Below are 26,582 nucleotides of genomic sequence, written 5' to 3'. Positions count from 1 at the left end.
GCCGTAACGGATTCGGCCGCTATGTCGACTGTGTCGGCAAGACTTGCTCACTCCGGCGGCACACAGCAGGATGGCTGCGACACCGTCGGGGTGAAATCGAAACCTGTACTGGAGAGTTCTCTTGGCATCGCTGCGTGACAACCGTTCCTACTGGACCCGCGGCACCCTGGCCGCCAGCGTGGCCGCGGTCGCGCTGACCACCGGAATGGGTGTCGCGACCGCACGACCCATCGGGCCGTTCGAGGTCGGCGGGGCCATCGAGGCCGAATACGACCGCGCGGGCGGGCCCGACGCCTTCGGCGACCCCACCACCCCCGAGACCGATGCGGCCGGCGGCGGCAAGAAGCAGGACTTCGTCAACAACGCCTCCATCTACTGGACCCCCGCCACCGACGCGCACGCCATCGGCGGCGCCATCCGCGACAAGTGGCGCGGCACCGGCTCGGAGTCCGGCTCGATGAAGTACCCGGTCACCGACGAGGGGCAGACCGGCAAGCCCGGTCGCTTCCAGCACTTCCAGGGCGGCTCGATCTACTGGTCGATCGGTTCGGGCACCCATGTGCTCAGCGGCGTGATCCGCGACAAGTTCGCCTCCGTCGGCTGGGAGAACAGCCCGCTGGGCTTCCCCATCGCGGACGAGAACAAGACCAACAGCTCCACCACGCACATTCAGTTGTTCGAGGGCGGAGCCATCTACTCCACCGCCAAGACCGGCACCCACATCGTGTGGGGCGCGATCCGCGACACCTGGGTGCGCAACGGTGCCGAGAACGGCCGCTACGGCTTCCCGACCGGCGACGAGTACGACTACGAGGGCGGCAAGGCCCAGGACTTCTCCGGCGGCAAGATCGTCTGGAAGCCGGAGAGCTAACTCTTCGGGAGCGAGCTCCTAGGTGGCACTCTCGCGCAGCTCCAGAATGCGCGAGAGGGCGTGCTCCAGCGCGTAATTCGCGTCGGCCGCCTGGCCCTTCACCTCGCCGTTGAGGGCGGCCACCACCTGCAGCGCCGCCCCGATGGTCGCCCCGGTCCAGCCGCGGGCCTGGCCCTGGGCCTTCTTCACCTTCCACGGCGGCATGCCCAGATCGCCGGCCATCTTGAACGGGTCACCGCGCCCGGCCGAGCCGACCCGTGCGATGGTGTGCACCGAATCCGCGAGGGCGTCGGCGAGCAGCACCGCCGGGACACCGCGGTCGATGGCCCAGCGCAGCGCCTCCATGGCCGCGGGCCGATCCCCGGACACGGCCAGATCGGCGACCTCGAACCCGGTCACCTCGGCCTTGCCCGAGTAGTACTGGCGCACCGCCGCGATATCCACCTTGCCGCCGGTGTCGGCCGCCAACTGCGAACTGGCGGCGGCCAGTTCGCGCAGGTCCGAGCCGACCGCCTCCAGCAGCGCCTGCACCACGTCGGCGGACACCTTCACGTTCGCGGCCCGGAACTCGTTGCGCACGAACTCGATCCGCTCGCCCGCCTTGGTCAGCTTCGCGCAGTTGTGCACCACCGCGCCCAGCTTCTGCAAGGCCGGCGCCAGCGCCTTGGCCCGGCCGCCGCCGCTGTGCAGGACCACCAGCACCGCGCCCTCCGGGGGCGAGGACGCCGCGTCCTGAATCACCGCGACCGCGTCCTTGCCCGCCTCGGCCGCCGACTCCAGGACGATCAATCGGTCCTCCGCGAACAGCGAGGGACTCAACAACTCCGCCAGCTCCGGTGTGCTCGCGTCCCCGGCCCGCCGCCGATCCACCGGCAACGAACCCGGATCCGCGGAGGCCGCGCGGGCCTGCGCGGTAATCCCCGCCACCGCCCGTTCGATCAGCAATTCCTCTTCACCGAGCACGAGATGCAGGGGCGCGGGTCGCTGGTTCACGCCCCGATCCTACGAGTCCGCCCCGACACCCCTCGCATCCCGCACCCGCTCAGCCGGAGCCCGCGCCCTCCGGGTCCGCGCGACCACGCGGCCGCAGACCCGCGATCACCAGGGCGCACACCACCGCGGCGACCAGACCCGACCGCAACCCGGTGGGCAGCGCGACCGACGCGCCGAGCGCGGCCGCCCGGTCGGCGACGGTCAGCAGCCACCACAGCGGCGGGGCGGTGCAGTGCAGGACCACGGCGGCGGGCAGCCACCACACGACGGCCAGCGCCGCGCCCAGCGCGCCCAGAATCGTGATGGGCGCGATCACCGGCTCCACCAGCATGTTCACCACGATCGCGACCAGACTCAGATGTCCGGTCAGGGCGACGACGAGCGGCGTGGTGACCACGAAGGCCGCCGCGGCGACCGCGAAGGAGTCGGCCGGAATCCGCCACCAGCCGTGCGCGCGAAGCCATTCCGACCATCCCGGCGCGATCACGATCAGCCCCGCCGTGGCCAGCACCGACAGCGCGAACCCGGCATCCACCGCCAGCCCCGGTGACCAGGCCAGCAATCCGAGCACCGCGGCGCACAGCGCGGGTAGCGCCTGCTTCCGGCGCCCGGTGCACAGCGCGAGCAGCGCAATGGCTCCCATCACCGCCGCTCGCAGCACGCTCGGCGACGGCCGGGCCAGGATCACGAACATGACCAGCGCCGCCCCCGCCGCGATCGCCCCGATCCGCGGATCCACGGTGAGCGCGCGCATCGAAACCAGCACCGCGCCCAGCAGGATGGTGATGTTCGCGCCGCTGACAGCGGTCAAATGGGCGAGATCGGTTTCTCGGAAGTTCTCCTGAACGTGCTCGGTCAGCCCGGAGGTATCGCCGATCACCAGCCCCGGCAACAGGCCCGCCGCATCCTCCGACAGCGCCCGATGGGCCGAGCTCCCGAAGGCGCTGCGCACCAGCCCGGCGGCGCGCTGCCACCAGGGTGGCGCACTCGCCGAGACCGGCGCCCCGTCGGCGCGCAGCACGGCCACCGTCAGGTCGGATCGCCACGGACGCGCCACGCGCGCACCGAATTCCACCCGCTGCCCCGGCAGCAACCCCCGCCACCCGGCGGCCGGCGCCACCACCGTCACCGCCCCGCCGGAGCGCACCACGCGGCCACCCAACCGGTATTCCACCAACCCGGCACGCACCATGACCTTCGGACCCCCGAACGACTTGGCCGACACCCGCTTCGGGTCATCCCCCACCTCCACCACCGCCACCACCCGCTGCCCGGCCCGCACCGCCCCCAGCGGATGCGCCTGCACCCGATGCGCATGCCACGCTCCCGCCACCCCGAACCCCGCCCCGATCAACAAGGCCCCCAACACAACCCACACCACGCCACTGACCCGCCCCGTCCGTGCCCGCCGCAGGGCCAACGCCAACACCCCCGCCCCTGCCGCGACACACCCGGCAGCCACACCGACACCCGCCTGCCACCCCACCACCAGCGCCACCACGGTTGCGCCCCAGCCGCACACAGCCGCCGGCACCAGCCGTGCATCCAACACCTCGGATGCCTCGATCGACCCACGCGCGCCGGCCTCGGCGCGTTCGGTGGCGGTCATACCGTCACCCGGTCGCGGAGGCGGGTGAGGCGGGAATGGCCGATGCCGTCGATTTCGGAGAGTTGGTCGACGGAAGTGAAGCGGCCGTGGCGGGCTCGCCAGGTGAGGATGGCTTTGGCGGTGACGGGGCCGACGCCGGGGAGCGTGTCGAGTTCGGTTTCGGTGGCGGTGTTGAGGTTGACCTTCGCGGCCGGGGCGGTGGGGCGGGGTGGGCCTGGCGAGGAAGGTGAAACCGCAACGGGGTGAGCGGAATTCACTATGGTGCTGCCGGACTGTTGGGGCGTGGGGCGGGCGGCGGTGCGGGCGATGACGATCTGGTCGCCGTCGGTGAGGGGCTGGGCGAGATTGAGGGTGGACAGGTCGGCTTCGGGGCGCGGAACCGCTGCGCGCAGGGCGTCGGCTACCCGGGCCCCGGAGGGGAAGCGGCGCAGCCCGCCGTGCTCGACCAGGCCCACCACACTGACGACCAGCTCGGCGGATACGGCGGTGCCGGCCGGCACGGCGGTTGCGGTGGGACCGGCCGGGTTTCGCCCCGGCTGAGGGGCGTCGGCCCGGCCCGGCACTCGCAGCGGGGTAGGCGGGGACGCGGCGGCTCCGGGCACCACGGTCACGGGCGAACCACCCAACGGCACGGTGGCTCCGGGCGGCGCAACGGGTCCGGGCACGGCCGCGTCGGGTGCGGCGGGGTCCACCCCCGGGGCGGCAGCAGCGCCGGCCGGGGGCGAGCCCTGGTCGGCGGGGACCGGTTCGGTGAGGGCGGCGATGGGCGGAACCGGTTGGGACACAGGCGTTTCACGCAGCGAGACGTAGCCCGCGATCAGGATGGCGAGGAGGCCGAGCGCGGCGATGACGAGGACACCGCGGGGACCGGGATCCCAGCGGGTACCGCGGAAGCGTTCGGGGACGAGTCGTTCGTGCCAGAGGGAGACCGGGCCGCACGGCTCGGACAGCCAGACGGGCGGTGCGGGTTCGGAATGCTCACGGACGGGGTCGGAGTGGTTCGGCTCGAGCAGATGGTCGAGGGACTCTTCGTCCCAGCGCGCGGCGTGCGGCTCCCCTGCCGACGCGAATGGTGCTGGGCCAGGTCCGGTTTCGGCGTCCGCGCGGCGGGGTTCGAAGCCGGCGCGGGAGCTGAGGCGCTGGAGTGGGGTGCGTTCGTCGAGTTGCGGCATGTGGCTCACGGTAGGAGCCGCTGCGGTCGGGCCGGATTGCGCGAGCTGGGATTTCACTCGGCCTGTGGATAGCGGATTGCCCTGTGGACAACCGAGTTTCCGCTGGCTGCCGGGCTAGCCGCAGCCGCCCGGGACCACCAGGGCGCCGACGGCCCCCACGCCCAGGTGCACGCCGAGGGTCGGGCCGAATTCGCTGATGATGACCTCGCGGATGCCGGGGATCAAGTCCCGGAGCTGACCCGCGATGGTGTTGGCGGCGTCGGCGGCGCCCAGATGCTGGACGGCGACGGCCGCGCCGTCCTCACCGGCCGCGTCCACGGCGGCGGCGATGAGTTTTGTGAAGGCCTTGGATCGGGTGCGGGCCTTCTCGCGCAGTTCCAGACGGCCGTCGACGATCTGCAGGATCGGTTTGGTGACCAGTTCGGAGCCGAAGAAGGCTGCGGCGGAGGTCAATCGGCCGCCGCGGCGGAGCTGCTCGGTGCGGTTGACGACGATGAAGGCGCGGCCGCGGCTGGCCGCGGCGACGGCGGAGTCGTAGACGACGTCGAGGGGCTCGCCGGAGCGGGCGCGGCGGGCGGCGGCCAGGACCGGCAGCCCGGTGCCGAGTCCGGCGCTCAGCGAGTCGACCAGGCGGATGCGGTGGGCGGCGTCCATGTCGCGCACGGCCTGCCGTCCGGCCTCCCAGGTGCCCGACAGCTGCCGCGAGATGTGCACGGCCACCACGCCGTCGCCGTCGCTGAGCTCGAGCGCACGCTCGTAGACCGCGCGCAGGTCGCCCGGCGAGGCGGCGGAGGTGGTGACCTGCGAGGACCCGTAGTCGATATCGCAGTCGTCGATGCCCTCGCGGATCTCACGGTCGTCGACCAACACGTGCAGCGGTACCGCCAGCACACCCAGGTCGGCGATGAGGTCGGCCGGAAGACTGGCCGACGAATCGGTCACCACCACCACGGTCATGCAGTGTGAACCTCGTCGGCGGTCACCTCGGTCAGCACCTTCACCATGGCCCGGGCGACCGCGGTGTGCCCTTCCCAGCCCCAGTGGATGCCGTCGGGGTTGGCGGGGCCGTTGAACACGTTGTCGCGCACGGCTTCCCCGAGATCGACCAGCGGCACGTCGTGCTCGGCGGCCCAGGCCGACACGGCCCGCACCATGGGTTCGCGCCCGGTGTGCACCTCGGCGTAGGCCTCGCACTTGTGCACCGACGGCAGCACCGCCACGAACGGCAGTTCGGGCCGCAACTGCGCCAGCGAGTTCCGCGACTGCTCCAGGTAGTCGACGCTCACCGCGGGCGGCAGCGCCACCGGCCACCCCAGCGGGGACAGGCGCGGCTGCAGCCAGTTGTAGGCCTCGCGCACCCGGCGGCGCAGCCCGGCAGGACGCGTGTAGCGGATCAGTTCGCGCAGCGCGGTGGGCAGCGGCGAGGGCAGCGAGTCCATGCCCGCGGTGGCGAACACGACCGCGCCGGCGTTCGGCACGGCGGCCCAGATGCGCGGGTCGCCGATCAGCGCCCAGTAGGCGTCGCGGCAGGTCCAGCCGATCCGCGCCACCAGCTCGACGTCCCAGTCGAGTTCGGCGGCAACGAGATTGGGCCAGATGCGGGGATGGTTCGCGGGCAGTCCGCCCTTGGGTCCGAAGTAGGACAGCGAGTCCGCGACCACGACCAGCACCTTGCGCTGCGGCACGGCCTCGATCACCGAATCATCCTGCGCCGCTTCGGTCTTGGACTCGGCGACGCCATCGATTTCAGAGGGCATCGGGAGCCGCCTTCGCGACCGCGTTCCAGACGTCCAGGCGCCAGCCGGGCTTCTCGATGCCGGGGCCGTGGCTGGTCAGCTGCACCCAGCTGGTGTTGGCCAGGCCGCCCAGGGCGGGCCAGCTCGCCTCGGGCAGGTCGAGCAGGGCCGCGGTGAGCGCGGCGATGAGCCCGCCGTGCGCGACCAGCATGACGCTGCGGCCGGGCCAGTCCTCGCGGGTGGCGAAGAGTTCCTGCACCACGGGCAGCGCTCGCGCGCCGACCTCGAGCTTGGATTCGCCGCCGGGCGGGGTGAATCGGGCGTCGAGCCGCCACGCCTTGCGGGCGCCGGGGAACTCGGCGTCGACCTGGCGGTGGTCCATGCCCTCCCAGTCGCCGAGATTGGTCTCGCGCAGGCGGGTGTCGGTGACGACCGGCATGGCGGCGCATTCGGCGACGGCGAGCGCGGTGTCGTGGGCACGCTTGAGATCGGAGGAGACGATGGCGATCAGATCACTGGTCGCCATGTCGGGCGCGCAGTCCTTGGCCTGGCGTCTGCCGATGTCACTGAGTTCGGTGTCGGTCTGGCCCTGCATGCGGTCGGTGGCATTCCATTCGGTCTGCCCGTGCCGCAACAGAATCAACCGGCGGACGCCGGCCATCTTGCTCACTCGTCGTCCCCGGCCTTGTCTTCTACTGTCGTGGCGTCCGCAGCCGCAGTGCGCGGGTCGCCGATCCCCTCGACCGCCACCTGCGGGCAGTCCTTCCAGAGCCGCTCGAGGCCGTAGAAGTCGCGCTCGTCCTCGTGCTGGACGTGGATCACGATCTCCACGTAGTCGAGCAGCGCCCAGCGGCCCTCACGGGTGCCTTCGCGGCGCACCGGCTTGTATCCGGCATCGCGGAGCTTGTCCTCGATGTTGTCGACGATCGCGTTGACCTGGCGCTCGTTGGGCGCGGACGCGATCACGAAGCAGTCGGTGATGACCAGCTGCTCGGAGACATCCAGCACGACCACGTCGACGGCCAGCTTCTCGTCGGCGGCCAGTGCGGCCACCGTCGCCATCTTGACCGCTTCGACCGATGCTGTCACCCTGCTACCTCTTCCCTGCGTACTTTCACATTGCACGCTCCTGGCACCTTCACGATGCGCTGTCCTGCGGCACGTAGAGGTGCCGTTTCGATATGTATTGGACGACCCCGTCCGGGACGAGGTACCACACCGGGCGGCCCTCCCCCGCCCGTCGCCGGCATTCGCTCGACGAGATGGCCAGGGCCGGGATCTCGACCATCGTGACCGTGCCCTCGGGGTAGTCCCGAAGGAAGTCGGCGAGATGGTCGATATTCAATTCGTACCCCGGACGGGTCACGCCGACGAATTTCGCCAGCTCGAACAGTTCGGACCAATCCTGCCATGTGAGGATGCTGGCCAGCGCGTCCGCTCCGGTGATGAAGTACAGATCCGCGTCGGGATGCAGTTCGGCCAGGTCGCGCAGGGTGTCGACGGTGTAGGTCTCCTTGCCCCGGTCCACGTCGACGCGGCTGACCGAGAACCGCGGGTTGGAGGCGGTGGCGATGACCGTCATGAGGTAGCGGTCCTCGGCGGCGCTGACCGGCCGGTCGCCTTTCTGCCAGGGTTGACCGGTGGGGACGAAGATCACTTCGTCCAGGTCGAACCGGTTGGCGACCTCACTGGCCGCGACCAGGTGCCCGTGGTGGATGGGGTCGAAGGTGCCGCCCATCACGCCCAGCTTGCGGCGGCCGTTCGTATGCACGAAAAGCGAGCTTACCGGGGGCTATGCCGGTGCTCGCGCACCGGCGGGGCCGGAACGGACCGGCCGCCCGGAATCCTGGCGGCCATCGGCCCGTGTCACACCGGCAGCAGGCGGCCGACCAGCGCCGTCAGCTGCCGGGCGGACCGGCATTCGTGCATGTCGATGATGTCGGCGTAGCGGTTGGCGGCGGAATCGCCGGTGCCCCACATCTTCTCGGCTTCCGGGTTGAGCCAGTGCGCGTGCTTGGCGGTCTCGACCAGCTGCCGCAGCGTGTCCAGGGCCGGGTCCCGGTAGTTGGTGCGGGCGTCGCCGAGGATCAGCAGCGAGGTGCGGCTGGTGACAGCGTCGGGGAACCGTTCGGCGAAGCCCTCCAGGGCCGAGCCGTAGTCGGAGTGGCCCTCGATGCCGACGACCTCGGCCTCGGTGAAGATGCGCCGGGTCAGCTGGTCCAGCGGGGTGGCCGCGTCGAACAGCCCGGTGACCTCGTCCACCCGGTCCACGAACGCGAAGATGCGGACCCGGGAGAACTGCTCGCGCAGGGCGTTTACCAGCAGCATCGTGAAGCTGGAGAATCCGGCCACCGAACCCGAGATGTCGCACAGCAGTACCAGATCCGGGCGGCCGGGCCGCGGCTTACGGGTGACCAGGTTGACCGGAACGCCGCCGGTGGACATGGATTTGCGCATGGTCTTGCGCAGGTCGATCTCGCCGCGGCGGGAGCGCCGGCGGCGCGCGGCCAGCCGGGAGGCCAGCACCCGGGCCAGCCGCTGGCTGCCGCGGCGCAATTCGTCGAGTTCGGTCTGCGAGATGCGCAGGAAGTCGGCGTCCTCGGCTTGGCGGGCGACGCCGTAGGTGGCGACGCGTTCGCGGCCGATGCGTTCGGCGACCCGGCGGCGGGTCTCGGCCTCGACGGTGCCGCGGAAGTTCTTGATGCGCTGACGCGCCGCACGCCGGGCGACCTCGGTGTCGAAGTCGGAGTTGTCCATACCCTGCGCGAGCCCGGCGAGGATCTTGCTCACCAGCAGTTCGGGCTGGAGGTCCTTGAGCGTCTGGTAGGCGGAGAAGGACGGCCCGCCCGCGGCCTGGTACTGGCCCATCTGGTCGACCATCTGTGCGGCCAGCGCCTGCAACTGCTGCGCCTGTTCGCCGGAGGGGTCCTGAACCAGCAACTCCGCCAGCATCTTCCGCAGTTCGAGGATGTCGATATTGCCGTCTGGTTTGACCGGCAGCTCGACCTCCTCGGCGCCGATCCGTTCACCGAGCGCGGCCGGGAACCACAGGTCGAACATGCCGTCGAAGGTGGCGCGCTGGGTGGTGCGGCGCAGCAGCGCGCACGCCAGACCCTCGCGCAGAGCCTCCCGGTCCATCAGGTCCAGAACGGTGAGAACCTGTCCGGCGTCCACGGTTTCGGACGGCCCGACCGGAATTCCCCGGCGGCGCAGCGCTTCCACGAAGCCGACCAGGTGTCCGGGCAGCCCGTGCTCGGCCGTCGGTCCCGGCACGGCCACCGGCTCGGCCGGGGTGCCACTGCTGGTGAAGGCCCGCATGGCGGCCGAAACCAGTCCGCGCGGCGCGTTCTCGCGGCCCGACATGGCCTCAGGCCAGCTTCAGCTCGGCCTGCGCGCGCACGTGGTCGGCCTGGTGCTTGAGCACCACTCCGAGCGTGGCCCGCACGGTCTTGTCGTCGAGGTCCTTCGCGCCCAGCGCGAGCAGGGTGCGCGCCCAGTCGATGGATTCCGCGACCGAGGGCAGCTTCTTGAGCTGCATGCCGCGCAGCACGTGCACGATCCGCACCAGCTGCGCCGCCACCGCGGGCTTCAGCTCCGGGACCCGGCTGGCCAGGATGCGGCGCTCGAGCTCCTCGTCGGGGAAGTCGATGTGCAGGTAGAGGCAGCGGCGCTTGAGCGCCTCGGACAGCTCGCGGGTGGCGTTGGAGGTGAGCACCACGAACGGCTTGCGGGTGGCGCTGATGGTCCCCAATTCCGGCACGGTGACCGAGAAGTCGCTGAGCACCTCGAGCAGCAGGCCCTCGATCTCGACGTCGGCCTTGTCGGTCTCGTCGATGAGCAGCACCGTCGGCTCGTCCCGCCGGATGGCGGTCAGCAGCGGGCGTTCCAGCAGGAATTCCTCGGTGAAGACGTCGGCCTTGGTTTCGGCCCAGTCGTTCTCCGAGGAGGCCTGGATGCGCAGGATCTGCTTGGCGTGGTTCCACTCGTAGAGCGCCCGCGCCTCGTCCACGCCCTCGTAGCACTGCAGGCGCACCAGTTCCGCGCCCGCGACCTGGGCGACGGCCTTGGACAGCTCGGTCTTGCCGACACCGGCGGGACCCTCGATGAGCAGCGGCTTGCCGAGCCGGTCGGCGAGGAACACCGAGGTGGCGGTGGCCTTGTCGGCCAGGTAGCCGGTATGGGCGAGCCGCTCGATCACGTCGTCGACCGACGAGAAGATCGGCTCCTGGATGGGCGCGGTGGTCGGAGCCACGGGCGGTCCTCCTGATTCGGGGGTCCGGGGAAAGCCCCGAGACGCCAATTCCAACCGGCGAAGCCGGGTTACTACACGGGGCGAATCTGCCCGTCGCCCCAGACGATCCACTTGGTGGAGGTCAGTTCGGGCAGGCCCATCGGTCCGCGGGCGTGCAGCTTCTGGGTCGAGATGCCGATCTCCGCACCGAAGCCGAACTGCTCACCGTCGGTGAACGCGGTCGAGGCGTTGACCATGACGGCGGCGGCGTCCACGCGGGCGCTGAACTCGCGGGCGGCCTTCAGGTCGGCGGTCACGATGGCCTCGGTGTGGCCGGTGCCCCATTCGTTGATGTGCTCGACTGCGGCGTCGAGATCGTCGACGACCTTCAGCGCGATGTCGAGGGACAGGTATTCGTCGGCCCAGTCGGTGTCGGTGGCGGGCACCAGACCCGGCAGGTCGCCGTGGATGGTGACGCCCTTGTCCTCGAGGGCCTTGATCATGCGCGGCACGGCCACCTCGGCGATGGCGCGGTCGATCAGGACGGTCTCGGCGGTGTTGCACACCGAGGGCCGCCGGGTCTTGGCGTTGATCAGGATGGACTCGGCCATATCCAGATCGGCGTCCTTGTGCACGAACACGTGGCAGTTGCCGGTGCCGGTCTCGATGGTCGGCACCAGGGCGTCGCGCACCACCGCGTTGATCAGGCCGGCGCCGCCGCGCGGAATGACCACGTCGACCAGGCCGCGGGCCTGGATCAGGTGGGTCACGCTGGAACGGTCCTCCGAGGGCAGCAGCTGCACGGCGTCGGCCGGAAGTCCCTGCGCCGCAAGGGCTTCACGCAGCACCAGCACCAGCGCCGCGTTCGAGTGCGCCGCCGAGGACGACCCGCGCAGCAGCGCGGCGTTGCCCGACTTGAGCGCCAGCCCGAAGGCGTCGACGGTGACATTGGGGCGCGCCTCGTACACCATGCCCACCACGCCGAGCGGCACCCGCACCTGGCGGATCTCGAGGCCGTTGGGCAGCGTCTTGCCGCGCACCACGTCGCCGATCGGATCCGGCAGCGCGGCGACCTGACGCAGTCCGGCCGCGATCCCGTCGATCCGGGCCTCGGTCAGCCGCAGCCGGTCCAGCTGGGATTCGGCGGTGCCGGCCGCCTTGGCGATCTCGATGTCCTCGGCGTTGGCGGCGAGGACGGCGTTCTTGGCGGCGAGCAGCGCGTCGGCCGCGGCGTGCAGCGCGGCGTCCTTCTGCGCGGTGGTGAGCTGAGCGAGCGTCCGCGACGCCACCCGGGCCCGGCGCGCCGCGTCGTGCACCGCCTCGCGGACGGCGTCCCGGTCGGTGGTCGTGGCAGCAGTCATACCGACAGATTACTGACCGCGTTCCGACGCCGGTCACGGGCAGGTTGTTACCTTGGACGCATGACCGCGAGCATCCGGTTGTCTTCGGGCACCGGTCGATGGGTTCTACTCGCCACCGTCCTCGGCTCGGGGATGGCCATGCTGGACGCCACCGTCGTGAATGTGGCGCTGCCACGGATCGGCGACGAGTTCGGCGCCTCCATGGCCGGCCTGCAATGGACCGTGAACGCCTACACGCTCACTTTGGCCGGGCTGATCCTGCTCGGCGGGTCGCTGGGCGACCGGTACGGGCGGCGGCGGGTGTTCCTGATCGGGGTGGTGTGGTTCGCCATCGCCTCGGCGCTGTGCGGTGCGGCGCAGGACATTTCGATGCTCATCGCGGCGCGCGCCCTGCAAGGTGTGGGCGGCGCGCTGCTGACGCCCGGGTCGCTGGCCATCATCCAAGCCTCGTTCCGGCCCGAGGAGCGGTCGCGCGCGGTCGGGGCCTGGTCCGGGCTGGGTGGCGTGGCCGGCGCGATCGGGCCGTTCCTGGGCGGCTGGCTGGTCGAGGCCGCGGGCTGGCGCTGGGTGTTCCTGCTCAATATCCCGTTGGCCGCCTTGGTGATCGCGGTGACCGTCAAGCATGTGCCCGAGACGCGGGATGCGACCGCGCACGGGCGCTTCGACGTGCTGGGCGCGGTGCTGGCGGCGCTGTGCCTGGCCGGGCTCACCTACGCGCTGACCATGGCCCCCGAACACGACGCGAATCGAATGCTGGTGTGGGGCAGCGCGATCGCGGGAATCGCCGCAGGCGTGGCGTTCGTGGTGATCGAGCGGCGGCGCTCACACGCGGACGCGGACCCCGCGGCCATGCTGCCGGTGAATGTGTTCTCCTCCAAGCAGTTCACCGCCATCAACGTGGTCACCTTCGTCATGTACGGGGCGATGAGCGTGGTGTTCTTCCTGCTGGTGCTGACCTTGCAGGTGGTGGCCGGGTTCAACCCGATCGCCGCGGGCACCGCCATGCTCCCGGTGACCGTGCTCATGCTGCTGTTCTCGGCCCGCTCGGGCGCGCTGGCCCAGCGCATCGGCCCGCGCCTGCCCATCACGATCGGCGTGCTGCTCGCCGCGGCGGGCATGCTGCTGATGACCCGCGTCGGCGTGCACACCTCTTACCTGCGCGATGTGCTGCCCGCCGCAATGGTTTTCGGTCTCGGCCTGACCCTGGCGGTGGCTCCCCTGACCGCGACCGTGCTGGCCACCGCCGACGAACGGCACGCGGGCGTGGCCAGCGGCGTCAACAATGCGGTCGCCCGCGCCGCGGGCCTGCTCGGCGTCGCGGCCATCCCGCCGCTCGCGGGCCTCACCGGCGCGGCCTACACCAACCCGCCCGACTTCGCGCACGGCTTCCATCTGGCCATCGTCACCTGCGCCGTCCTCATGGTGGCAGCGGCCGCCCTGGCCTTCTTCACCGTCCGCGACGACGCCCTGCGCACCGCCCCGGCCTCCTGTGAACCGGAATGCCGCACCTTCTCAGCCGTCGCCAGCCCCCCGCTGGAACCCGACCATCACACCCCGACCGAAAGCGAGCCCGCATGACCACGCCCGAACCGACCGTCACCCAGGTCACCGACACCGTCCCTCAGCATTTCGCCATCAAGCTCGGCGATACCCGCGCCGGCCTCACCGCCTACGTGGACCACGGCGGCCAGCGCATCTTCTTCCACACCGAGATCGGTGACGCCTACGCCGGTCAGGGCCTCGCCTCGAAGCTCATCGGCGCCGCCCTCACCGCCACCCGGGCAGCGGGTAAACGCATCGTCCCCATCTGCCCTTTCGTGAAGGCCTATGTCGAGAAGCATCACGACTTCGACGACATCCTCGACCCCGTCACCCCCGAGGCCGAGGCCGCCGTCGAATCCGCCCTGGGCCGAGCGCGCTGAACTAGGGTCGCGGCCATGGCGCGAATCACGGTGGTGGGCAGCATCAATATGGATCTGGTGACGACCGTGGGGCGGCGGCCGGACGCCGGGGAGACGGTGTCCGGGGACGGGTTCGCGCTGGTGCCGGGCGGGAAGGGGTCCAATCAGGCGATCGCGGCGCGGCGGGCGGGCGCGGAGGTCGAGTTCGTCGGGGCGGTCGGGGCGGATGTGTTCGCCGACGGGCTGCGGAAGGTGTTGCGGCAGGACGGGGTCGGGGTCGACCGGCTGCGGGAGGTCGACGGGCCGTGTGGGATCGCGACGATCGTGGTGGACGGGGGTGGGGAGAACACGATCATCGTGGTGGCGGGGGCCAACGGGCGGATGACGGAATTGACGGCGGCGGATCTGGATACGGTGGCGGGGGCGGATGTGCTGTTGTGCCAGTTGGAGATTCCGGTCGCGACGGTGTTCGCGGCGGCCCGGCACGCGCGGGCGCACGGGACGGTGGTGCTGTTGAATCCCTCTCCGGTGCGGGACCTTCCGGACCAGGTGTGGGCCGAGGTCGACATCGCGGTGGTCAACGAGGGTGAGGCCGTCCGGCTGGAGTCCGCGTTGGCGGTGGTGCCGCACGTGGTCACCACACTGGGCGCGGCGGGCGCGACCTATCGGGGTCCCGGCGGGCTCGCGTTCACGCATCCGGGTTTTCCGGTGCGTGTGGTGGACACCACCGGCGCGGGCGACGCCTTCACGGGGGCGCTCGCCGCGCACTGGCACGAAGGCCCGGAGGCCGCGCTCGCCTGGGCCTGCGCGGCGGGGGCGCTCGCGACCACGACCTTGGGCGCGAGTGCGTCGATTCCCGAGGCGGCGCGGATCGAGCGGATGCTCGCGGCGGCCGGGGCGCGATAGCCGAATGTGATGATGGGGTGAGGCTTCGACGAAAGGGTGTGGCATGTCGCTGCGGCACGGGTTGCTGGGATTGCTGGCGGAGGGGCCGGCCAGCGGGTACGACCTGGCGCAGCGGTTCCAGGAGGCGCTGGGGCCGGTGTGGCCCGCGCGGCATCCGAAGATCTACGCCGAACTCGGACGACTGTCCGAAGCCGGGATGATCGAAATCGACAGCGAGGGCGCGCGGGGGCGCAAGGCGTACCGGATCACCGAGTCGGGGCTGACCGAAGTGCGGCGGTGGCTGGTCGAGGAGGAGGTCGATCACACGCTGCGGGTGGAGCCGCTGCTGCGGTCGTTCTTCTCGTGGCTGATGGATCCGGCGGATCTGGACGAGCATCTCGAGCGCGAGGCCAAGTTCTTCGGCGACACCGCGGCCATGTACCGGGAGCTGGCGCTGGCCAAGGATCGCGGCGAACTGGGCGACGACCCGCACGCCAAGTCCAAGCGGATCACCGTCGAGGCGGGCATCCGGCTCTACGAGGCGCTGGCCGAGTGGGCGGAGTGGGCGCGCGACGAGATCGGCGAGGATCGGTAAAACACCGGCACCGCATCGGAATTGGAATCGACAGGGGCACTCGCACCCGTTGACATGTCCCTTGGGACATGTACTCTTGTTCATGTACCCGGGTATATGCGAATCAACCGCGACTCGATCCGAGGCTTCCCATGACAGCACCCACCAACGGGCGCGCCATCCTGCTGACCGGCGCGAACGGCGGCATCGGCCGCGCCTGCGCACAGGCCCTGGCCGCCAAGGGATTTCACGTCTACGCCGGCGTCCGCACGCCGGCGCCCGAGCTCGATGCCACCGGCATCACCCAGATCGTCCTCGACGTCACCGACTCCGGCAGCGTCGCCGCGGCCGCCGACCAGGTGGCGAACCACCGCGACAGCCAGGGCCTGCACGCCGTGATCAACAATGCGGGCGTCCTGGTGCAGGGCCCCACCGAACTGGTGCCGATCGACGAATGGCACCGCCAATTCGAGGTCAATGTGCACGGACCGGTCCGTGTCATCCAGGCGTTCCTGCCGCTGCTGCGCGCCGGCGGCGGCCGGATCGTGAACGTCAGCGCGGGCAGCGCCCGGGTCGCGTTCCCGTTCCTGGGCCCGATCGGCGCGAGCAAGTCCGCGCTGGAGTCGTATTCGGAATCGCTGCGGGTCGAGCTGGCCCCGTGGCGCATCCCGGTGTCGATCGTGCAGCCCGGGGCCATGCGCACCGAGATCTTCGCCAAGTCCACCGCGTCCGCCGAAGCCGCACTGGCGGAGGCGGATCCGCGCACCGTCGCGCTCTACGAACGTCAGCTCGTCGCCTTCGACACCGCCGCCGCCGGGCAGCGGTACGCCCCGCCCGAGGTGGCGGCGGCGGCCATCGTCCGCGCCGTCCAGGCGCGCCGGCCGAAGGCGTTCTACACGGCCGGATCCGATGCGCGACTGGCGATCTGGCTCGCGCGTATCCCGGCCCGGCTGCGGGACCGCGTCTTCCAGCGCGCTCTCGGCCTGTCCGGCATCGAACCCGCTCTCGCCCACTGAATCAGGAAACGAGCACATGGATCTGGGACTCACCGGGCGGACCGCCCTCATCACCGGCGCCTCGGCGGGCATCGGCGCGGAGATCGCGCGGGTACTGGCCGCCGAGGGCTGCCGGCTGCATCTGGCCGCCCGCGGCAAGGAACGACTCGAGGAACTCGCCGAGCGGCTGCGCGCCGTGCACGGCGTGGAGGTGCACACCCACCCGGCCGACCTGCGCGTAGCCGCCGATATCGAGCGGCTCGCGAATATCGATGGGCCGCTGGACATTCTGGTCAACAATGCCGGGGACGTGCCCGGCGGTTCCCTCACCGCCGTCGACGAACAGGCGTGGCGACAGGGCTGGGAACTGAAGGTGTTCGGCTACATCAACCTGAGCCGCCTCGTCTACGCCCGCATGAAGGACCAGGGCAAGGGCGTGGTGGTGAATGTGATCGGCGCGGCCGGTGAACGCCCCGACGCCGAGTACATCGCGGGCAGTACCGCCAATGCCGCGCTGATGGCCTTCACCCGCGCGCTGGGCAGCCGCAGCTGGCGCGACGGGCTGCGGGTGGTCGGCATCAATCCGGGGCCGGTGGCCACCGCGCGCATCACCGAACTCATCGAGAAGAATGCCCGCTTCGCCGAGATGGCCGCGGACTTCCCCTTCGGCCGTCCGGCCCATCCGCGGGAAATCGCCGATATGGCAGCGTTTCTCGCGTCGGACCGGTCGGGTTACACCACCGGGACCGTCGTCACCATCGACGGTGGTCTCAGCCTGATCTGAGGCTCAGACGGCCGGCGTCGTCGCCGTGTGCAGGGCGACGAGGTCGGCCATCTGCCGGCCCGCGCGTTCCAGGGGTGCGGTCGACCGGGTCGCCAGCGACATCACCACCGCGCCCTCGACCGCGGCGATGATGGTGGTCGCCAGCGAGCGGGCGGTCTCGGGATCCACGTGTTCGGCCTCGAGGCGGGTGGCGAGAATGGTCTCCCACTCCTCGAAGGTCTCCCCCGCCACGTCGGCGGCCTCCGGCGATTCGGCACGACCGAGAGCGGCGGCGGTGATCGGGCAGCCCGCGGCGAAATCGCTGGAGACCAGGACCTCGCGCCACAGCGCCGGGAAGGCCGCGATGGCGCCGGCCAGGTCGGTGCCGGAGGTGACGGTGCGCATGAGGGCGCTGGTGGCCGAGCCGGCGGTGCGGGTGGCCTCGGCGATCAGTTCGGACTTGCCGCCGGGGAAGTTGAGATAGATGGACCGGCGGGAGATGCCGCTGTGCTCGAGCAGTTGGGCGATGCCGGTTCCGGCGATGCCGTTGCAGCGCATCAGGGCGATGGCGCTGTCGATGAGGCGGTCGCGCGCACCCATGGACGGTTCCTCCTTGCTCGTATACCGATCGGTGTACTACCGTGACGGATATACCGATTGGTCTACCAAGTGTAGTCCGCCGTGCACAACTTCGACTAGGAATCGGGGCACCCATGCCGACGGCAGCCGCTCAGCCCACCCTGCACGATCCCCTGCCGCTGGCCAGCGGACAGGTTCTCCCCAATCGCATTATGAAGTCGGCCCTGAGCGAGGGTCTGGCGAATGGCGACAACGCCCCCGACGCGCGGCTGGAACGGCTCTACGCACGCTGGAGCCGCGGCGGCTACGGCCTCATCGTCACCGGCAATGTCATGGTCGACCGCCGCCACTGCGGCGAACCCGGCAATGTGGCCATGGAGGACGAACGACACCTCCCGGCCCTCACCCGCTGGGCCAAGATCGCCAAGGACGGCGGCGCGAAAGTCTGGGTGCAGCTGAATCATCCCGGACGGCAGGCCAATCCGATCGTCACCCGCACCCGCGCGGTCGCGCCGTCGGCCATCGCCGTGGGCATTCCCGGCATCCCCGCCCCGCGCGCGCTGACCGAGGACGAGATCGTCGACATCATCGCCCGCTTCGGCGCCGCCGCCCGGGTCGCCGAAGCCGCCGGATTCGACGGCGTCCAGATCCACGGCGCGCACGGCTATCTGGTGTCGCAGTTCCTGTCCCCGCTGTCCAACCAGCGCACCGACGCCTGGGGCGGCGACGCCGAGCGACGCCGGCGCTTCGTGCTCGAGGTGGTGCGCAGTATCCGCGCTGCGGTGCGCCCCGGGTTCGGGGTGGGCATCAAGCTCAACTCCGCCGACTTCCAGCGCGGCGGCTTCTCCGAGGACGAATCGCGCGCGGTCATCGAGCAGCTGTCCGCCGAACAGGTGGACCTCATCGAGATCAGCGGCGGCAGTTACGAATCCCCCGCCATGCTGGACCGCCCGCGCACCGTGTCGACCAGCACCCGCGCCCGCGAGGCCTACTTCCTCGACTACGCCGAGACCGCCCGCCAGGCCGCGGGCGCGATCCCGATCGCGGTCACCGGCGGGTTCCGCTCCCACTCGGCCATGTCCGCGGCGCTCGCGGACGGCACCTGCGACCTGATCGGCTTGGGCCGGCCGACCGCCGTGATCCCCAGTGCCGCGGCCGATCTGCTCGGCGAGCGCACCGCCACCCTGCCGACCCCGCACATCACCCTCGGACTGCCGCCTCGACTGGCCGCCAACGGCGGGCTCAAATCCGCCGATGGCGCGCTCGACCTGCAATGGCACACCGACCAGCTGCACCTGCTGGGCGCGGGCAACGACCCCGACCCCGACCGCTCGCCGTGGCGCACCGCGGTGACCATGCTGCGCCGCAACGGTTTCGACGCCTTCCGCAGCAAGCGCTCCGCCGCACCCCGCAGTGCCGCCGACCGGGCCGCCCGCAAGTTCCGCACCGAGCGGGCCGTGGGCCGCTACGTGATGAACCCGACCGTGCGGGCCCTGGGCAAGGTCGGCATCCGCACCGCCTTCGCCGGCGAGATCGAGACCGTCGGCCGCAAGTCCGGCGAGGCGCGCCGGGTGCCGGTGTCGCTGCTCTTCGACGACCAGGGCGCCTGGGCCATCTGCCAGCACGGCCTGCGCTCGGGCTGGGGTCTCAACATCTCGGCGAACCCGAATATCCGTGTCCGCCAGGGTGATCGCTGGCGCACCGGCACCGCGGTCCTGCTCCCGGACGACGATGTGGTGGCCCGCACCCGCAGCTTCGCCCCGCATCCAGCCCTGGCCCCGTTCGCGCGCGGCGTGTTCGCGGCGCTGGAGAGCGATCCGGTGACGGTGCGGATCACGTTCACCGACAACTGATTCCGGCGAGTGACCGGGCAGCCGCACCGAGCCGCCCGGTCACTCGGGCTGGTCACTCGTCCCAGACCTGGACGCCCACCTCACGGACGATGTATCCGCCGGCGACGTGCAGGGTGGCGAGGCACAGCACGCGGCTGCCGCCGGGGTATTCGCAGTTCTCGGTGAAGGCGATCCGGTCGCCTTCGGTGGTCAGGTGCTCGACCCGATGGGTCATGTCGCGAGCGCAGACGTCGTCGAGGTACTCGCCGATCTGTTCCCGCCCGCGCAGGATCTTCGGGTTGCTGGGTGGATGCAGGAGATCGACCAACCGTAGTTCGGCGTCCTCGGCGTACAGCTCGACGAGCCGCGCGGCGTCGCGCTCCTCGATGCCGCGCCGCAGCGCCTCGAGGTCGAAGTGGGTGGGGGCTTGCATGGTGCTCATGACGCTTCTCCGGATCGGGGCCGCGGCTCGCGGCCACTGACCCGAGCATTGACCGGGTCCGTCATTTGATCGTCAACGCCGAGACAGACGGGGTGCGCGGCTACTACCGTCTAGTCCTAGGTGATGTTGCTCATGCTGCGGATTCACGCGTTCGGTGAGCTCGAGGTCGACCTGGACAGCGATCCCGTGGCGCTGCCGCGCGGCCATCTGGTCCGGTCCCTGCTGGTGTGGCTGGCCCTGCACCCCGGCCCCCATCCACGCGCCCGCCTGTGCGGCCTGTTCTGGCCCGACGCGCCCGACGGCAAGGCACGCGCCAGCCTGCGCAGCGCGGTGTGGGCCCTGCGGGTCGCACTGGGGTCTGCCGCGGAGTTGCTGTACACCGATCGCGACGTCATCGAACTGCGTCGCGACGAGGTCTGGGTGGACGCCCTCGAATTCGACCGGCTGCGCGCGGCCGGCCGGCTCGAGCAGGCGGTGACCATCTGCCGGGGCGAGTTGCTCGCCGCCCACGACGAGGACTGGGTACGGCGTTCCCGCGACGAATACGGCCGGCGGCTGGGCGTGGCGCTGGCCGGACTGGCCGCGGCGGCCGAATCCGGCGGCGAACTCGCCCGCGCCCTGGACTGGGCGCGCCGGCGGGTCACCGTACGGCCGCTGGACGAAGAGGCCGGACGCGAACTGATCCGGCTCTCGGCCGCGGCCGGCGACCGGGCCGCGGCGCTGGCGAGCTTCGACCGCCTGCGCGACACCCTGCGCGCCGAGCTGGGCATCGATCCGTCCCCGTCCACCCTCGCACTGGTGGAAGCACTGCTCCCGAGAATCGACGATGACACGACGGCCCTGGGCTCCGGGACACCGGCATCGGCGGCAGCGCCGTCGATGCCGCCTTCGGCGTTGGCGGCGCCCTGGGCCGCGACACCACTTTTCGGCCGCAGCGACGAATTGCATCGCCTCCTGGACTGCTGGCATCAGGTGCGCGCGGGCACCGGCATGGTGGTGGAGGTGACTGCGGAGGGCGGTCTCGGCAAGACCCGGCTCGTCGAGGAGGTCGTCGACGTCGCGGGCCGGGACGGTGCCCGCACCGCGATCGGGGCGCCGGGCGCGCTCGGCGGCGCACCCTACGAGCTGTGGTCCGAATTGCTGGCCGAGGCGCTCGAACCGGGCGAGCGGCTGCCGGGCGACACGCTGTGGGCCGACGATCTCGCGCGGCTGCTGCCCGGTGTCGCAGCCCATTGGGCGGCCTCGTCACCGGTGGCGGCGGCCCCGCAGCACGATCAGATCCGGCTGTTCGAGGCCGTGGTCGAGTTCCTCGGTTTCCTGGCCGCGCGCCGGCCCTTGGTCGTCGTGCTCGAGGATCTGCACAACGCCGACCCCTCCAGCCTCGAACTGCTGCGTTACGCGGGGCGGCGGCTGTGCCGGATCCCGGTGCTGATCGTCCTGACGCGCCGCCCCCTGCCGCCGCGACCATCGGTCGACGGCACGCTCGCCGCACTGCGCGCGAGAGGCTCACTGCGACTGGAACTCTCGTTGCAACCGTTGTCCCCCACCGCGATTCGGAACATCGTCCGGCAGGAGGCGCGGCTGCCGAAATCCGTGGAGGCCCGGATCGTCGCGGCGGTCGACGGCAATCCGCTGCTCGCCACCGAGACCGCGCGGCACGTCGCGCACGGGGCGGGCGACCCGGCCGACGGGCTGCGCATCGCGACCGGTTCCGCGCTGGCGCGGCTCAGCGGGGCGGGCCGGTTGTTCCTCGAACTGATGGCCGCGGCGGGCCGCGACCTGAGCCGGGCCGAGATCGCCGAGCTGCCGCTGCTGGCCGACCCGGCCGCGGCGGCCACCGAAGCCCTCGGCAGTGGTCTGCTCCGCGTCCGTGACACCGCCGTCGGCTATCGCCACGAATCGCTGAGACAGGCTGTCTACGAAGACATTCCGCCGCTGTCGCGGGCGCGGCTGCACGATGCGCTGGCCGCGAACCTGGCCGCGCGGGACACCTCCGGCCGGCGCCGCGCCGCCGAACTGGCCCGGCATCTGCGGCTGGCCGGGCATCATCACCGCGCGGCCGTCGAATTGCGGCATGCCGCCGCGGCGGCCCGGGAAGTGGCGGCCATGGCCGAGGCCGCCGAATACCTGGGGCAGGCCGTCGAATTGGATCCCGACCCGGCCGATCCGCTGCTCGAACTCGCCGAGGTCGAGGCATGGCGGGGCCTGCTGGCGGAATCCGATGCCGCGTTCGAGCGGGCCCTGACGCTGATCCCGGCGGCCGACGCCGACACACTGCTGGACGCCTGGCTGCGCCGCGGGCGCTGGCTGCGCGGTGGCATCTGCCATCCGCGGGAGGCGCGGCGTTCCTATCAGGCCGCCCTCGATGTCCTGGACCGGGTGCCCGGCGCGGACCCGTGGATCCGGGTCGAGGCCCTGGCCGGCATGGCCTGGGCGGAAGCCGTGGCCGGTGATCCGGAGCAGGCGGCGGCGCTGCTGCGCGAGGTGGATCCGTTCACGCGCGGCCGCACCCTGCCGGATCTGATCGCCCACGACATCGGTGTGGCGCGCGGCCACGCGCTGTTGCGCAGTGGGGAATTCGCGTCCGGTTACGGCCCGTTGATCGCGGCGGCCTCGGCGGCCCGGCGGGCCGGGCGGCCGGACATGGCGTATTCGGCGCTGGCCAGTGCCGCCGGGGCCGCCGCCTGCGCCGGTGACTTCGCGCGGGCCCTGGATTTCGTGGAACGGTGCCTGCCGCTGGTCGCGCCCACCGGCCTGACCCGCCTGGCCGTCTACGCCTACACGGGTCAGGCCGCCGTGCTGCGCCGCCTGGGCCGGACCGGCGAGGCCGCCGACGCGCTGCGCCTGGCCGCCGATGCCGCGAATCGACTCGGGATCACCGCCTTCGAGGGCCTGGTGCACGCCGAAGAGGGACAGCTCGCCCTGGCGGGCGGCGAGTTCGACACGGCCGCAGCGGAATTCCGCGCGGCCCTGGCCGCGGAGGCGCCGATCAGCAGGCCCTTGACCCGGCTGCGGCTGGCCGAGGCCCTGGCCCGGGGCGGGCACGGGGCCGAGGCCGAATCCGAGATCGAGGCGGTCGCGCTGGAACCGGTGTCGGACAGCGATTTCCCCGACACCCTGGTGGCCAGGATGAACCGCGTCCAGGGCCTGCTGGCGGCCGCCACCGGCGACCATGCCCGCGCGGTCGCCCGGCTGCGGGCCGCGGCCGCGGGCTGGCAACGCCGCACCTCCGCCGCCACGATCGGCCGCCGCTATGCCGCCAACATCATCGACCTGGGCCGCCCGCCGCTGTCCGGACTGGTCGAGCCCGAGCGCGAATATCAGCTCGTGACAGCCGAATTGGCTGCCCTCACCCACCCCGCGGGGAGTCCCCATGCCCACCTTCGATGACCATGCCCACACCACCGCGTCACCGGCGGCGGTCTGGAAGCTGCTCTACGACCCGAACCGCTTCACCGAATGGTGGATCGGCGTCGGCAGTGTCGACGCGACCGCCGACGGCTCGGACTACACCATGTACCCGGACGGCTATCCGGACTTTCCGATGCCGCAGACCCTGCGCGCCGACGGCAGGCAGGCTCAGGTGACCATCTCCTGCCTGGTCTCCGACCTCCGGTTCGTCTGGCAACTCATGCTCGGGGAGGACGGGCAGTCCACCGATATCCATGTGCACGTGGATATTCCGGAGGCCGAGGCGGCGCGGCTCGACACGCAGCGGGAAGTCATTCACGGATCGCTCACCCGGCTGGCCGCGCTCGCCCGAGTTTCGTTATAGGCGTGTTATTTGCATGTGATATGGTCGAAGCAAATTCGAATTTCTTTGTCTACCATCGTGTCTCATGAATGACACCGGCCCGAGTAGAACCGCGATGATGGCCGCGGCCGCTCGCGCGGCCCATTTGATCGTGGACGACGCACCCCATCTCTTCCACGACACCGTGGCCGAGACCCTGCTGGGAGAGCGCGCGGCGGAACTCCTGTCCTACCATCGCAATTCCGGCGATCACCCGGTGCTCAGCGGCACCCGATCGCAGGTGAGCGCCCGCAGTCATTACGCCGAGGACCGGCTGGCGGCCGGTGGTTTCGAGCAGTACGTCATCCTGGGCGCGGGCTTGGACACCTTCGCCTACCGTTCGCCGCTGGCCGAGCGGGTCGCCGTCTACGAGGTGGACCATCCGGCCACCCAGGACTGGAAGCGGGAGTTGCTGGCGGCGGCCGGATTGGGCACGGCCACCGTCGCGTTCGCGGGCGTCGATTTCGAAAGCGACGACCTGGTCGCGGCACTGACCGGGCAGGGCTTCGACCTGACGCGTCCGGCGCTGGTGAGCTGGCTGGGCGTCACGATGTACCTCACCGAGCCCGCGATCGCGGCCACTCTGGACACGCTGTCACGGCTCGCGCCCGGCAGCGAGCTGGTCATGGAATACGCGTTGCTGCCCGAGCTGTACGACGAACCCGGCCGAGTCTTCGCCCAATTCGCCCGCCTGGCCACCGCCCAGCAGGGCGAGCCGATGCGCAGCTTCTTCTCCCCCGATTCGGTGACGGCGCTGCTGCATCGGCACGGATTCACCGCGGCCGAGCACATTTCGCAGCGCGAGGCGGTCGACGCCGCCCTCTGGCAGCGCACCGACGGCCTACAGCCGGTCGACTTCTGCCGGATCGTGCGGGCTCACAACTGAGGGCGCACCAGAATCTGGATGTGATCCTCGGGATTGCGCAGTGACTCGATCGCGCCCGCGACACCGTCCAGGCCCACCTGATCGGTGATGAGGGACGCGGCGTCGACGGTGCCGTCGGCGATGCGGCCCAAGGTCTTCGCGTACTCCTCCTGCGGATAGACCATGCACATCTGCAAGGAGATGTCCTTGTAGATCCCGACGACGGGCCGGATCACGTCGTCGGTCATGACCGCGCCGATCTGCAGGATGGCCGTCTCGCGCGGAACCTTGTACATGAGGTCGTTGAGCAGGCCGGGCACCGAGGCGCAGACCCACACGTGCAGTTTCTGGCCGGGCGCGGCCAGTTCCTGCCAGACCTCGACCGGATCCTCGGCGGCCGGGTCGACCACGCGGTGCGCGCCCAGGCGCAGCGCGGCCTCGCGGCGCAGCTTCGACGGGTCGGAGGCCACGATGGGCGCGACGCCGCGCTCGGCCAGCGCGGCCACCGCGCCCAGACCGACCGGGCCGCAACCGATCACGATGCCGGTGCCGTCGGGCCCGATGCCGGTGCGGGCCACATTGCCGAAGCCGACGGCCAGCGGCTCGGTCAGGGCGGCGACGTGCGGCGGCACGTGCTCGGGGATGGGTTCGAGGGCCATGGCCTGCAACACCATGCGCTCGCCGAACCCGCCGGGGAACTGGTTGGAGTACCCGATGCCGTGGATGCCGCCGGCGGTGTCCAGCGCCCAGGGCAGCGCGACCACGTGCTGCCCTTCCACGTACAGCGTGTCCGGTCCCGCGCCGATGACCCGGGCGGCCAGCTCGTGGCCCAGCACCAGGTCCCGGCACGGGTCGAACAGGAAGGTCGGCACGCCGCTGTCGCGCGACGCCTGCAGGAACTCGTCGGTGTGGTCGAGCGCCTGCTTGTCGGAGCCGCAGATGCCGCAGGCGATGGTCTCCACGAGTACCTGCCCGGGTCCGGGGACCGGTTCCGGGATCTCGTCCACCACGAGCCGCCGGTTCCGCATGACTACCGCGCGCATGTCACTTCCCAGCCTCGGGTCGCTGTCGCGAACTCAGTGTCCTAGCCGCGGGCCCATTCGTGGCCCCAGTAGCTGTCGGCGGTCATCTCCTCGGCGACGTAGTCCTCGCCGACCAGCATTCCCTCGCAACCGAATTCGAGATCCCAATTGCCGGGGGTGCGGACGTAGAAGGAGATCATCTTGTCGTTGGTGTGGCGGCCCAGCGTGGAGGACAGGTGGTAGCCGGCCTTGTTGACGCGGTCCAGGGCGCGGCCCACGTCGTCGAGCGAGTCGACCTCGACCATGACGTGCACGATGCCGGGGCCGTCCGGCCGCGAGCCGGGGATCAGCGCCAGGCTGTGGTGGCGCGGGTTGACGCCCATGAAGCGGATCCAGATCGGGTGCTCGGGCGGGCCCACCCGGAACGAGCCGCGCGAGGCGAATCCCAGCACCTCGGTGTAGAACTGGCGGGCTTCCTCGATGTCGCGCACCGGCAGCACCACGTGGCCCAGGCCCAGGTCGCCGGTGACGAAGCGGTTGCCGAACTTGCCGACCACGGGGGTGTGGTCCAGCAGCGGGCCGTGGAAGACCTCGATGGTGAAGCCGGACGGGTCGACGAAGGAGATGGCCTCCTCGACGTGGCGGTTCACGGCCTCGGCGACCGACAGCTCCGTGACTTCGATCTTGGCCTGCTCCAGGATCTCTCGCACCAGGTTCAGCGAGCGGCGGTCGGCGACCTGCCAGCCGACCGCGATGACCGCGTCGCGGTCGCCGGGCACCAGTTCCAGGCGGTAGGTGTGCTCGTCGACGCGCAGGTAGATGGAGTCCGGGTTGGGGCCGGTGCCCTCGGCGAAACCGATGGTGTCGAAGGCGAACGCGCGCCAGGCGTCCACATCGGCGATGTGGGCGCGCACGTAACCGAGCGAGGCGAAGGCAGCCATGGTGATACTCCTCGGGA

General features: G+C 71.0%; 26 protein-coding genes. 11 read left to right on the top strand and 15 right to left on the bottom strand.

Annotation, left to right across the window (positions count from 1 at the left end; all coding sequences use genetic code 11):
- Nucleotides 1–121: 121 nt before the first annotated feature.
- Complete coding sequence (locus ACYVKL_RS34000) at nt 122–871, top strand: LGFP repeat-containing protein (protein WP_246598033.1); 750 nt, start codon at nt 122–124, stop codon at nt 869–871.
- A gap of 18 nt (nt 872–889) precedes the next feature.
- Here the strand turns inward: ACYVKL_RS34000 and holA are convergent, their stop codons facing one another.
- The 11 genes from holA to ACYVKL_RS33945 form a co-directional block, all read right to left on the bottom strand.
- Entirely contained in the window at nt 890–1,864 is a 975-nt protein-coding gene (holA, locus tag ACYVKL_RS33995; protein ID WP_379166956.1) for a DNA polymerase III subunit delta, read from the bottom strand.
- A gap of 49 nt (nt 1,865–1,913) precedes the next feature.
- Nucleotides 1,914–3,473 (bottom strand): ComEC/Rec2 family competence protein, encoded by a 1,560-nt coding sequence (locus ACYVKL_RS33990; protein ID WP_379166959.1) that lies wholly within the window; start codon nt 3,471–3,473, stop codon nt 1,914–1,916.
- Nucleotides 3,470–4,645 (bottom strand): ComEA family DNA-binding protein, encoded by a 1,176-nt coding sequence (locus ACYVKL_RS33985; RefSeq protein ID WP_379166961.1) that lies wholly within the window; start codon nt 4,643–4,645, stop codon nt 3,470–3,472. The genes ACYVKL_RS33990 and ACYVKL_RS33985 overlap by 4 nt, the downstream gene beginning before the upstream one ends.
- Nucleotides 4,646–4,759: 114 nt before the next feature.
- A complete protein-coding gene (locus tag ACYVKL_RS33980; RefSeq protein ID WP_379166963.1) occupies nt 4,760–5,602 on the bottom strand; it encodes a DegV family protein in 843 nt (280 codons plus the stop codon).
- The gene (octT, locus tag ACYVKL_RS33975) at nt 5,599–6,402 is read right to left on the bottom strand and encodes a diglucosylglycerate octanoyltransferase (protein ID WP_379166965.1); all 804 of its coding nucleotides are present in this window, start codon (nt 6,400–6,402) and stop codon (nt 5,599–5,601) included. The genes ACYVKL_RS33980 and octT overlap by 4 nt, the downstream gene beginning before the upstream one ends.
- Nucleotides 6,392–7,042 carry a histidine phosphatase family protein gene (locus tag ACYVKL_RS33970; protein ID WP_357195808.1) on the bottom strand — a complete coding sequence of 217 codons (651 nt, stop codon included), beginning with the start codon at nt 7,040–7,042 and terminating at the stop codon, nt 6,392–6,394. The genes octT and ACYVKL_RS33970 overlap by 11 nt, the downstream gene beginning before the upstream one ends.
- 5 nt (nt 7,043–7,047) lie before the next feature.
- Nucleotides 7,048–7,470 carry a ribosome silencing factor gene (gene rsfS / locus ACYVKL_RS33965; protein ID WP_213557273.1) on the bottom strand — a complete coding sequence of 141 codons (423 nt, stop codon included), beginning with the start codon at nt 7,468–7,470 and terminating at the stop codon, nt 7,048–7,050.
- Between the two features lie 49 nt (nt 7,471–7,519).
- Nucleotides 7,520–8,152, bottom strand: a complete 633-nt coding sequence (gene nadD, locus ACYVKL_RS33960) for a nicotinate-nucleotide adenylyltransferase (RefSeq protein ID WP_357193171.1) — start codon at nt 8,150–8,152, stop codon at nt 7,520–7,522.
- A 95-nt stretch (nt 8,153–8,247) separates the two neighbouring features.
- The gene (locus ACYVKL_RS33955; protein ID WP_379167906.1) at nt 8,248–9,699 is read right to left on the bottom strand and encodes a vWA domain-containing protein; all 1,452 of its coding nucleotides are present in this window, start codon (nt 9,697–9,699) and stop codon (nt 8,248–8,250) included.
- Nucleotides 9,700–9,748: 49 nt separating this feature from the next.
- Entirely contained in the window at nt 9,749–10,633 is an 885-nt protein-coding gene (locus ACYVKL_RS33950; protein WP_379166969.1) for an AAA family ATPase, read from the bottom strand.
- 71 nt (nt 10,634–10,704) lie between these two features.
- Entirely contained in the window at nt 10,705–11,973 is a 1,269-nt protein-coding gene (locus ACYVKL_RS33945) for a glutamate-5-semialdehyde dehydrogenase (protein WP_379166971.1), read from the bottom strand.
- 60 nt (nt 11,974–12,033) lie between these two features.
- Here ACYVKL_RS33945 and ACYVKL_RS33940 point away from each other — a divergent pair, with 60 nt between their 5' ends.
- The 6 genes from ACYVKL_RS33940 (at nt 12,034) to ACYVKL_RS33915 (ending at nt 17,112) form a co-directional block, all read left to right on the top strand.
- Complete coding sequence (locus ACYVKL_RS33940; RefSeq protein WP_379166974.1) at nt 12,034–13,551, top strand: MFS transporter; 1,518 nt, start codon at nt 12,034–12,036, stop codon at nt 13,549–13,551.
- Nucleotides 13,548–13,895: a GNAT family N-acetyltransferase gene (locus ACYVKL_RS33935; RefSeq protein ID WP_379166977.1), complete on the top strand. Its 348-nt coding sequence runs from the start codon at nt 13,548–13,550 to the stop codon at nt 13,893–13,895. The genes ACYVKL_RS33940 and ACYVKL_RS33935 overlap by 4 nt, the downstream gene beginning before the upstream one ends.
- A gap of 15 nt (nt 13,896–13,910) precedes the next feature.
- On the top strand, nt 13,911–14,780 hold the full coding sequence (locus tag ACYVKL_RS33930; protein WP_379166979.1) for a ribokinase: 870 nt from the start codon (nt 13,911–13,913) through the stop codon (nt 14,778–14,780).
- A 43-nt stretch (nt 14,781–14,823) separates the two neighbouring features.
- Entirely contained in the window at nt 14,824–15,354 is a 531-nt protein-coding gene (locus tag ACYVKL_RS33925; protein WP_213557277.1) for a PadR family transcriptional regulator, read from the top strand.
- Nucleotides 15,355–15,485: 131 nt separating this feature from the next.
- Nucleotides 15,486–16,349 (top strand): SDR family NAD(P)-dependent oxidoreductase, encoded by an 864-nt coding sequence (locus ACYVKL_RS33920; RefSeq protein ID WP_379166981.1) that lies wholly within the window; start codon nt 15,486–15,488, stop codon nt 16,347–16,349.
- Between the two features lie 16 nt (nt 16,350–16,365).
- Complete coding sequence (locus ACYVKL_RS33915; protein WP_379166983.1) at nt 16,366–17,112, top strand: short-chain dehydrogenase/reductase; 747 nt, start codon at nt 16,366–16,368, stop codon at nt 17,110–17,112.
- A gap of 3 nt (nt 17,113–17,115) precedes the next feature.
- On the opposite strand, the gene ACYVKL_RS33910 is transcribed toward ACYVKL_RS33915, so the two are convergent.
- Entirely contained in the window at nt 17,116–17,691 is a 576-nt protein-coding gene (locus tag ACYVKL_RS33910; protein ID WP_379166985.1) for a TetR/AcrR family transcriptional regulator, read from the bottom strand.
- Nucleotides 17,692–17,804: 113 nt separating this feature from the next.
- Here ACYVKL_RS33910 and ACYVKL_RS33905 point away from each other — a divergent pair, with 113 nt between their 5' ends.
- Complete coding sequence (locus ACYVKL_RS33905; RefSeq protein WP_379166987.1) at nt 17,805–19,523, top strand: nitroreductase family deazaflavin-dependent oxidoreductase; 1,719 nt, start codon at nt 17,805–17,807, stop codon at nt 19,521–19,523.
- Between the two features lie 52 nt (nt 19,524–19,575).
- Here the strand turns inward: ACYVKL_RS33905 and ACYVKL_RS33900 are convergent, their stop codons facing one another.
- Complete coding sequence (locus ACYVKL_RS33900; protein WP_357193151.1) at nt 19,576–19,944, bottom strand: nuclear transport factor 2 family protein; 369 nt, start codon at nt 19,942–19,944, stop codon at nt 19,576–19,578.
- A gap of 123 nt (nt 19,945–20,067) precedes the next feature.
- On the opposite strand from ACYVKL_RS33900, the gene ACYVKL_RS33895 reads away from it, so the two are divergent.
- The 3 genes from ACYVKL_RS33895 (at nt 20,068) to ACYVKL_RS33885 (ending at nt 24,623) form a co-directional block, all read left to right on the top strand.
- Nucleotides 20,068–23,334 carry an ATP-binding protein gene (locus ACYVKL_RS33895; protein ID WP_379167908.1) on the top strand — a complete coding sequence of 1,089 codons (3,267 nt, stop codon included), beginning with the start codon at nt 20,068–20,070 and terminating at the stop codon, nt 23,332–23,334.
- A complete protein-coding gene (locus ACYVKL_RS33890) occupies nt 23,318–23,719 on the top strand; it encodes an SRPBCC family protein (protein WP_379166989.1) in 402 nt (133 codons plus the stop codon). Before ACYVKL_RS33895 ends, ACYVKL_RS33890 begins: the two co-directional genes overlap by 17 nt.
- A 64-nt stretch (nt 23,720–23,783) precedes the next feature.
- Nucleotides 23,784–24,623 carry a class I SAM-dependent methyltransferase gene (locus ACYVKL_RS33885; protein WP_379166992.1) on the top strand — a complete coding sequence of 280 codons (840 nt, stop codon included), beginning with the start codon at nt 23,784–23,786 and terminating at the stop codon, nt 24,621–24,623.
- On the opposite strand, the gene ACYVKL_RS33880 is transcribed toward ACYVKL_RS33885, so the two are convergent.
- Together ACYVKL_RS33880 and ACYVKL_RS33875 are read right to left on the bottom strand one after the other, a co-directional pair.
- Nucleotides 24,614–25,645: a zinc-binding dehydrogenase gene (locus tag ACYVKL_RS33880; RefSeq protein WP_379166994.1), complete on the bottom strand. Its 1,032-nt coding sequence runs from the start codon at nt 25,643–25,645 to the stop codon at nt 24,614–24,616. The two genes, ACYVKL_RS33885 and ACYVKL_RS33880, sit on opposite strands and share 10 nt — an antisense overlap.
- A gap of 41 nt (nt 25,646–25,686) precedes the next feature.
- Entirely contained in the window at nt 25,687–26,565 is an 879-nt protein-coding gene (locus ACYVKL_RS33875; RefSeq protein WP_379166996.1) for a VOC family protein, read from the bottom strand.
- Nucleotides 26,566–26,582: the final 17 nt, after the last annotated feature.

The sequence above is a fragment of the Nocardia tengchongensis genome, from assembly GCF_054781395.1.
The sequence above is the reverse complement of the archived record's forward strand: the minus strand, read 5'-3'. Positions and strand labels throughout refer to the sequence as shown.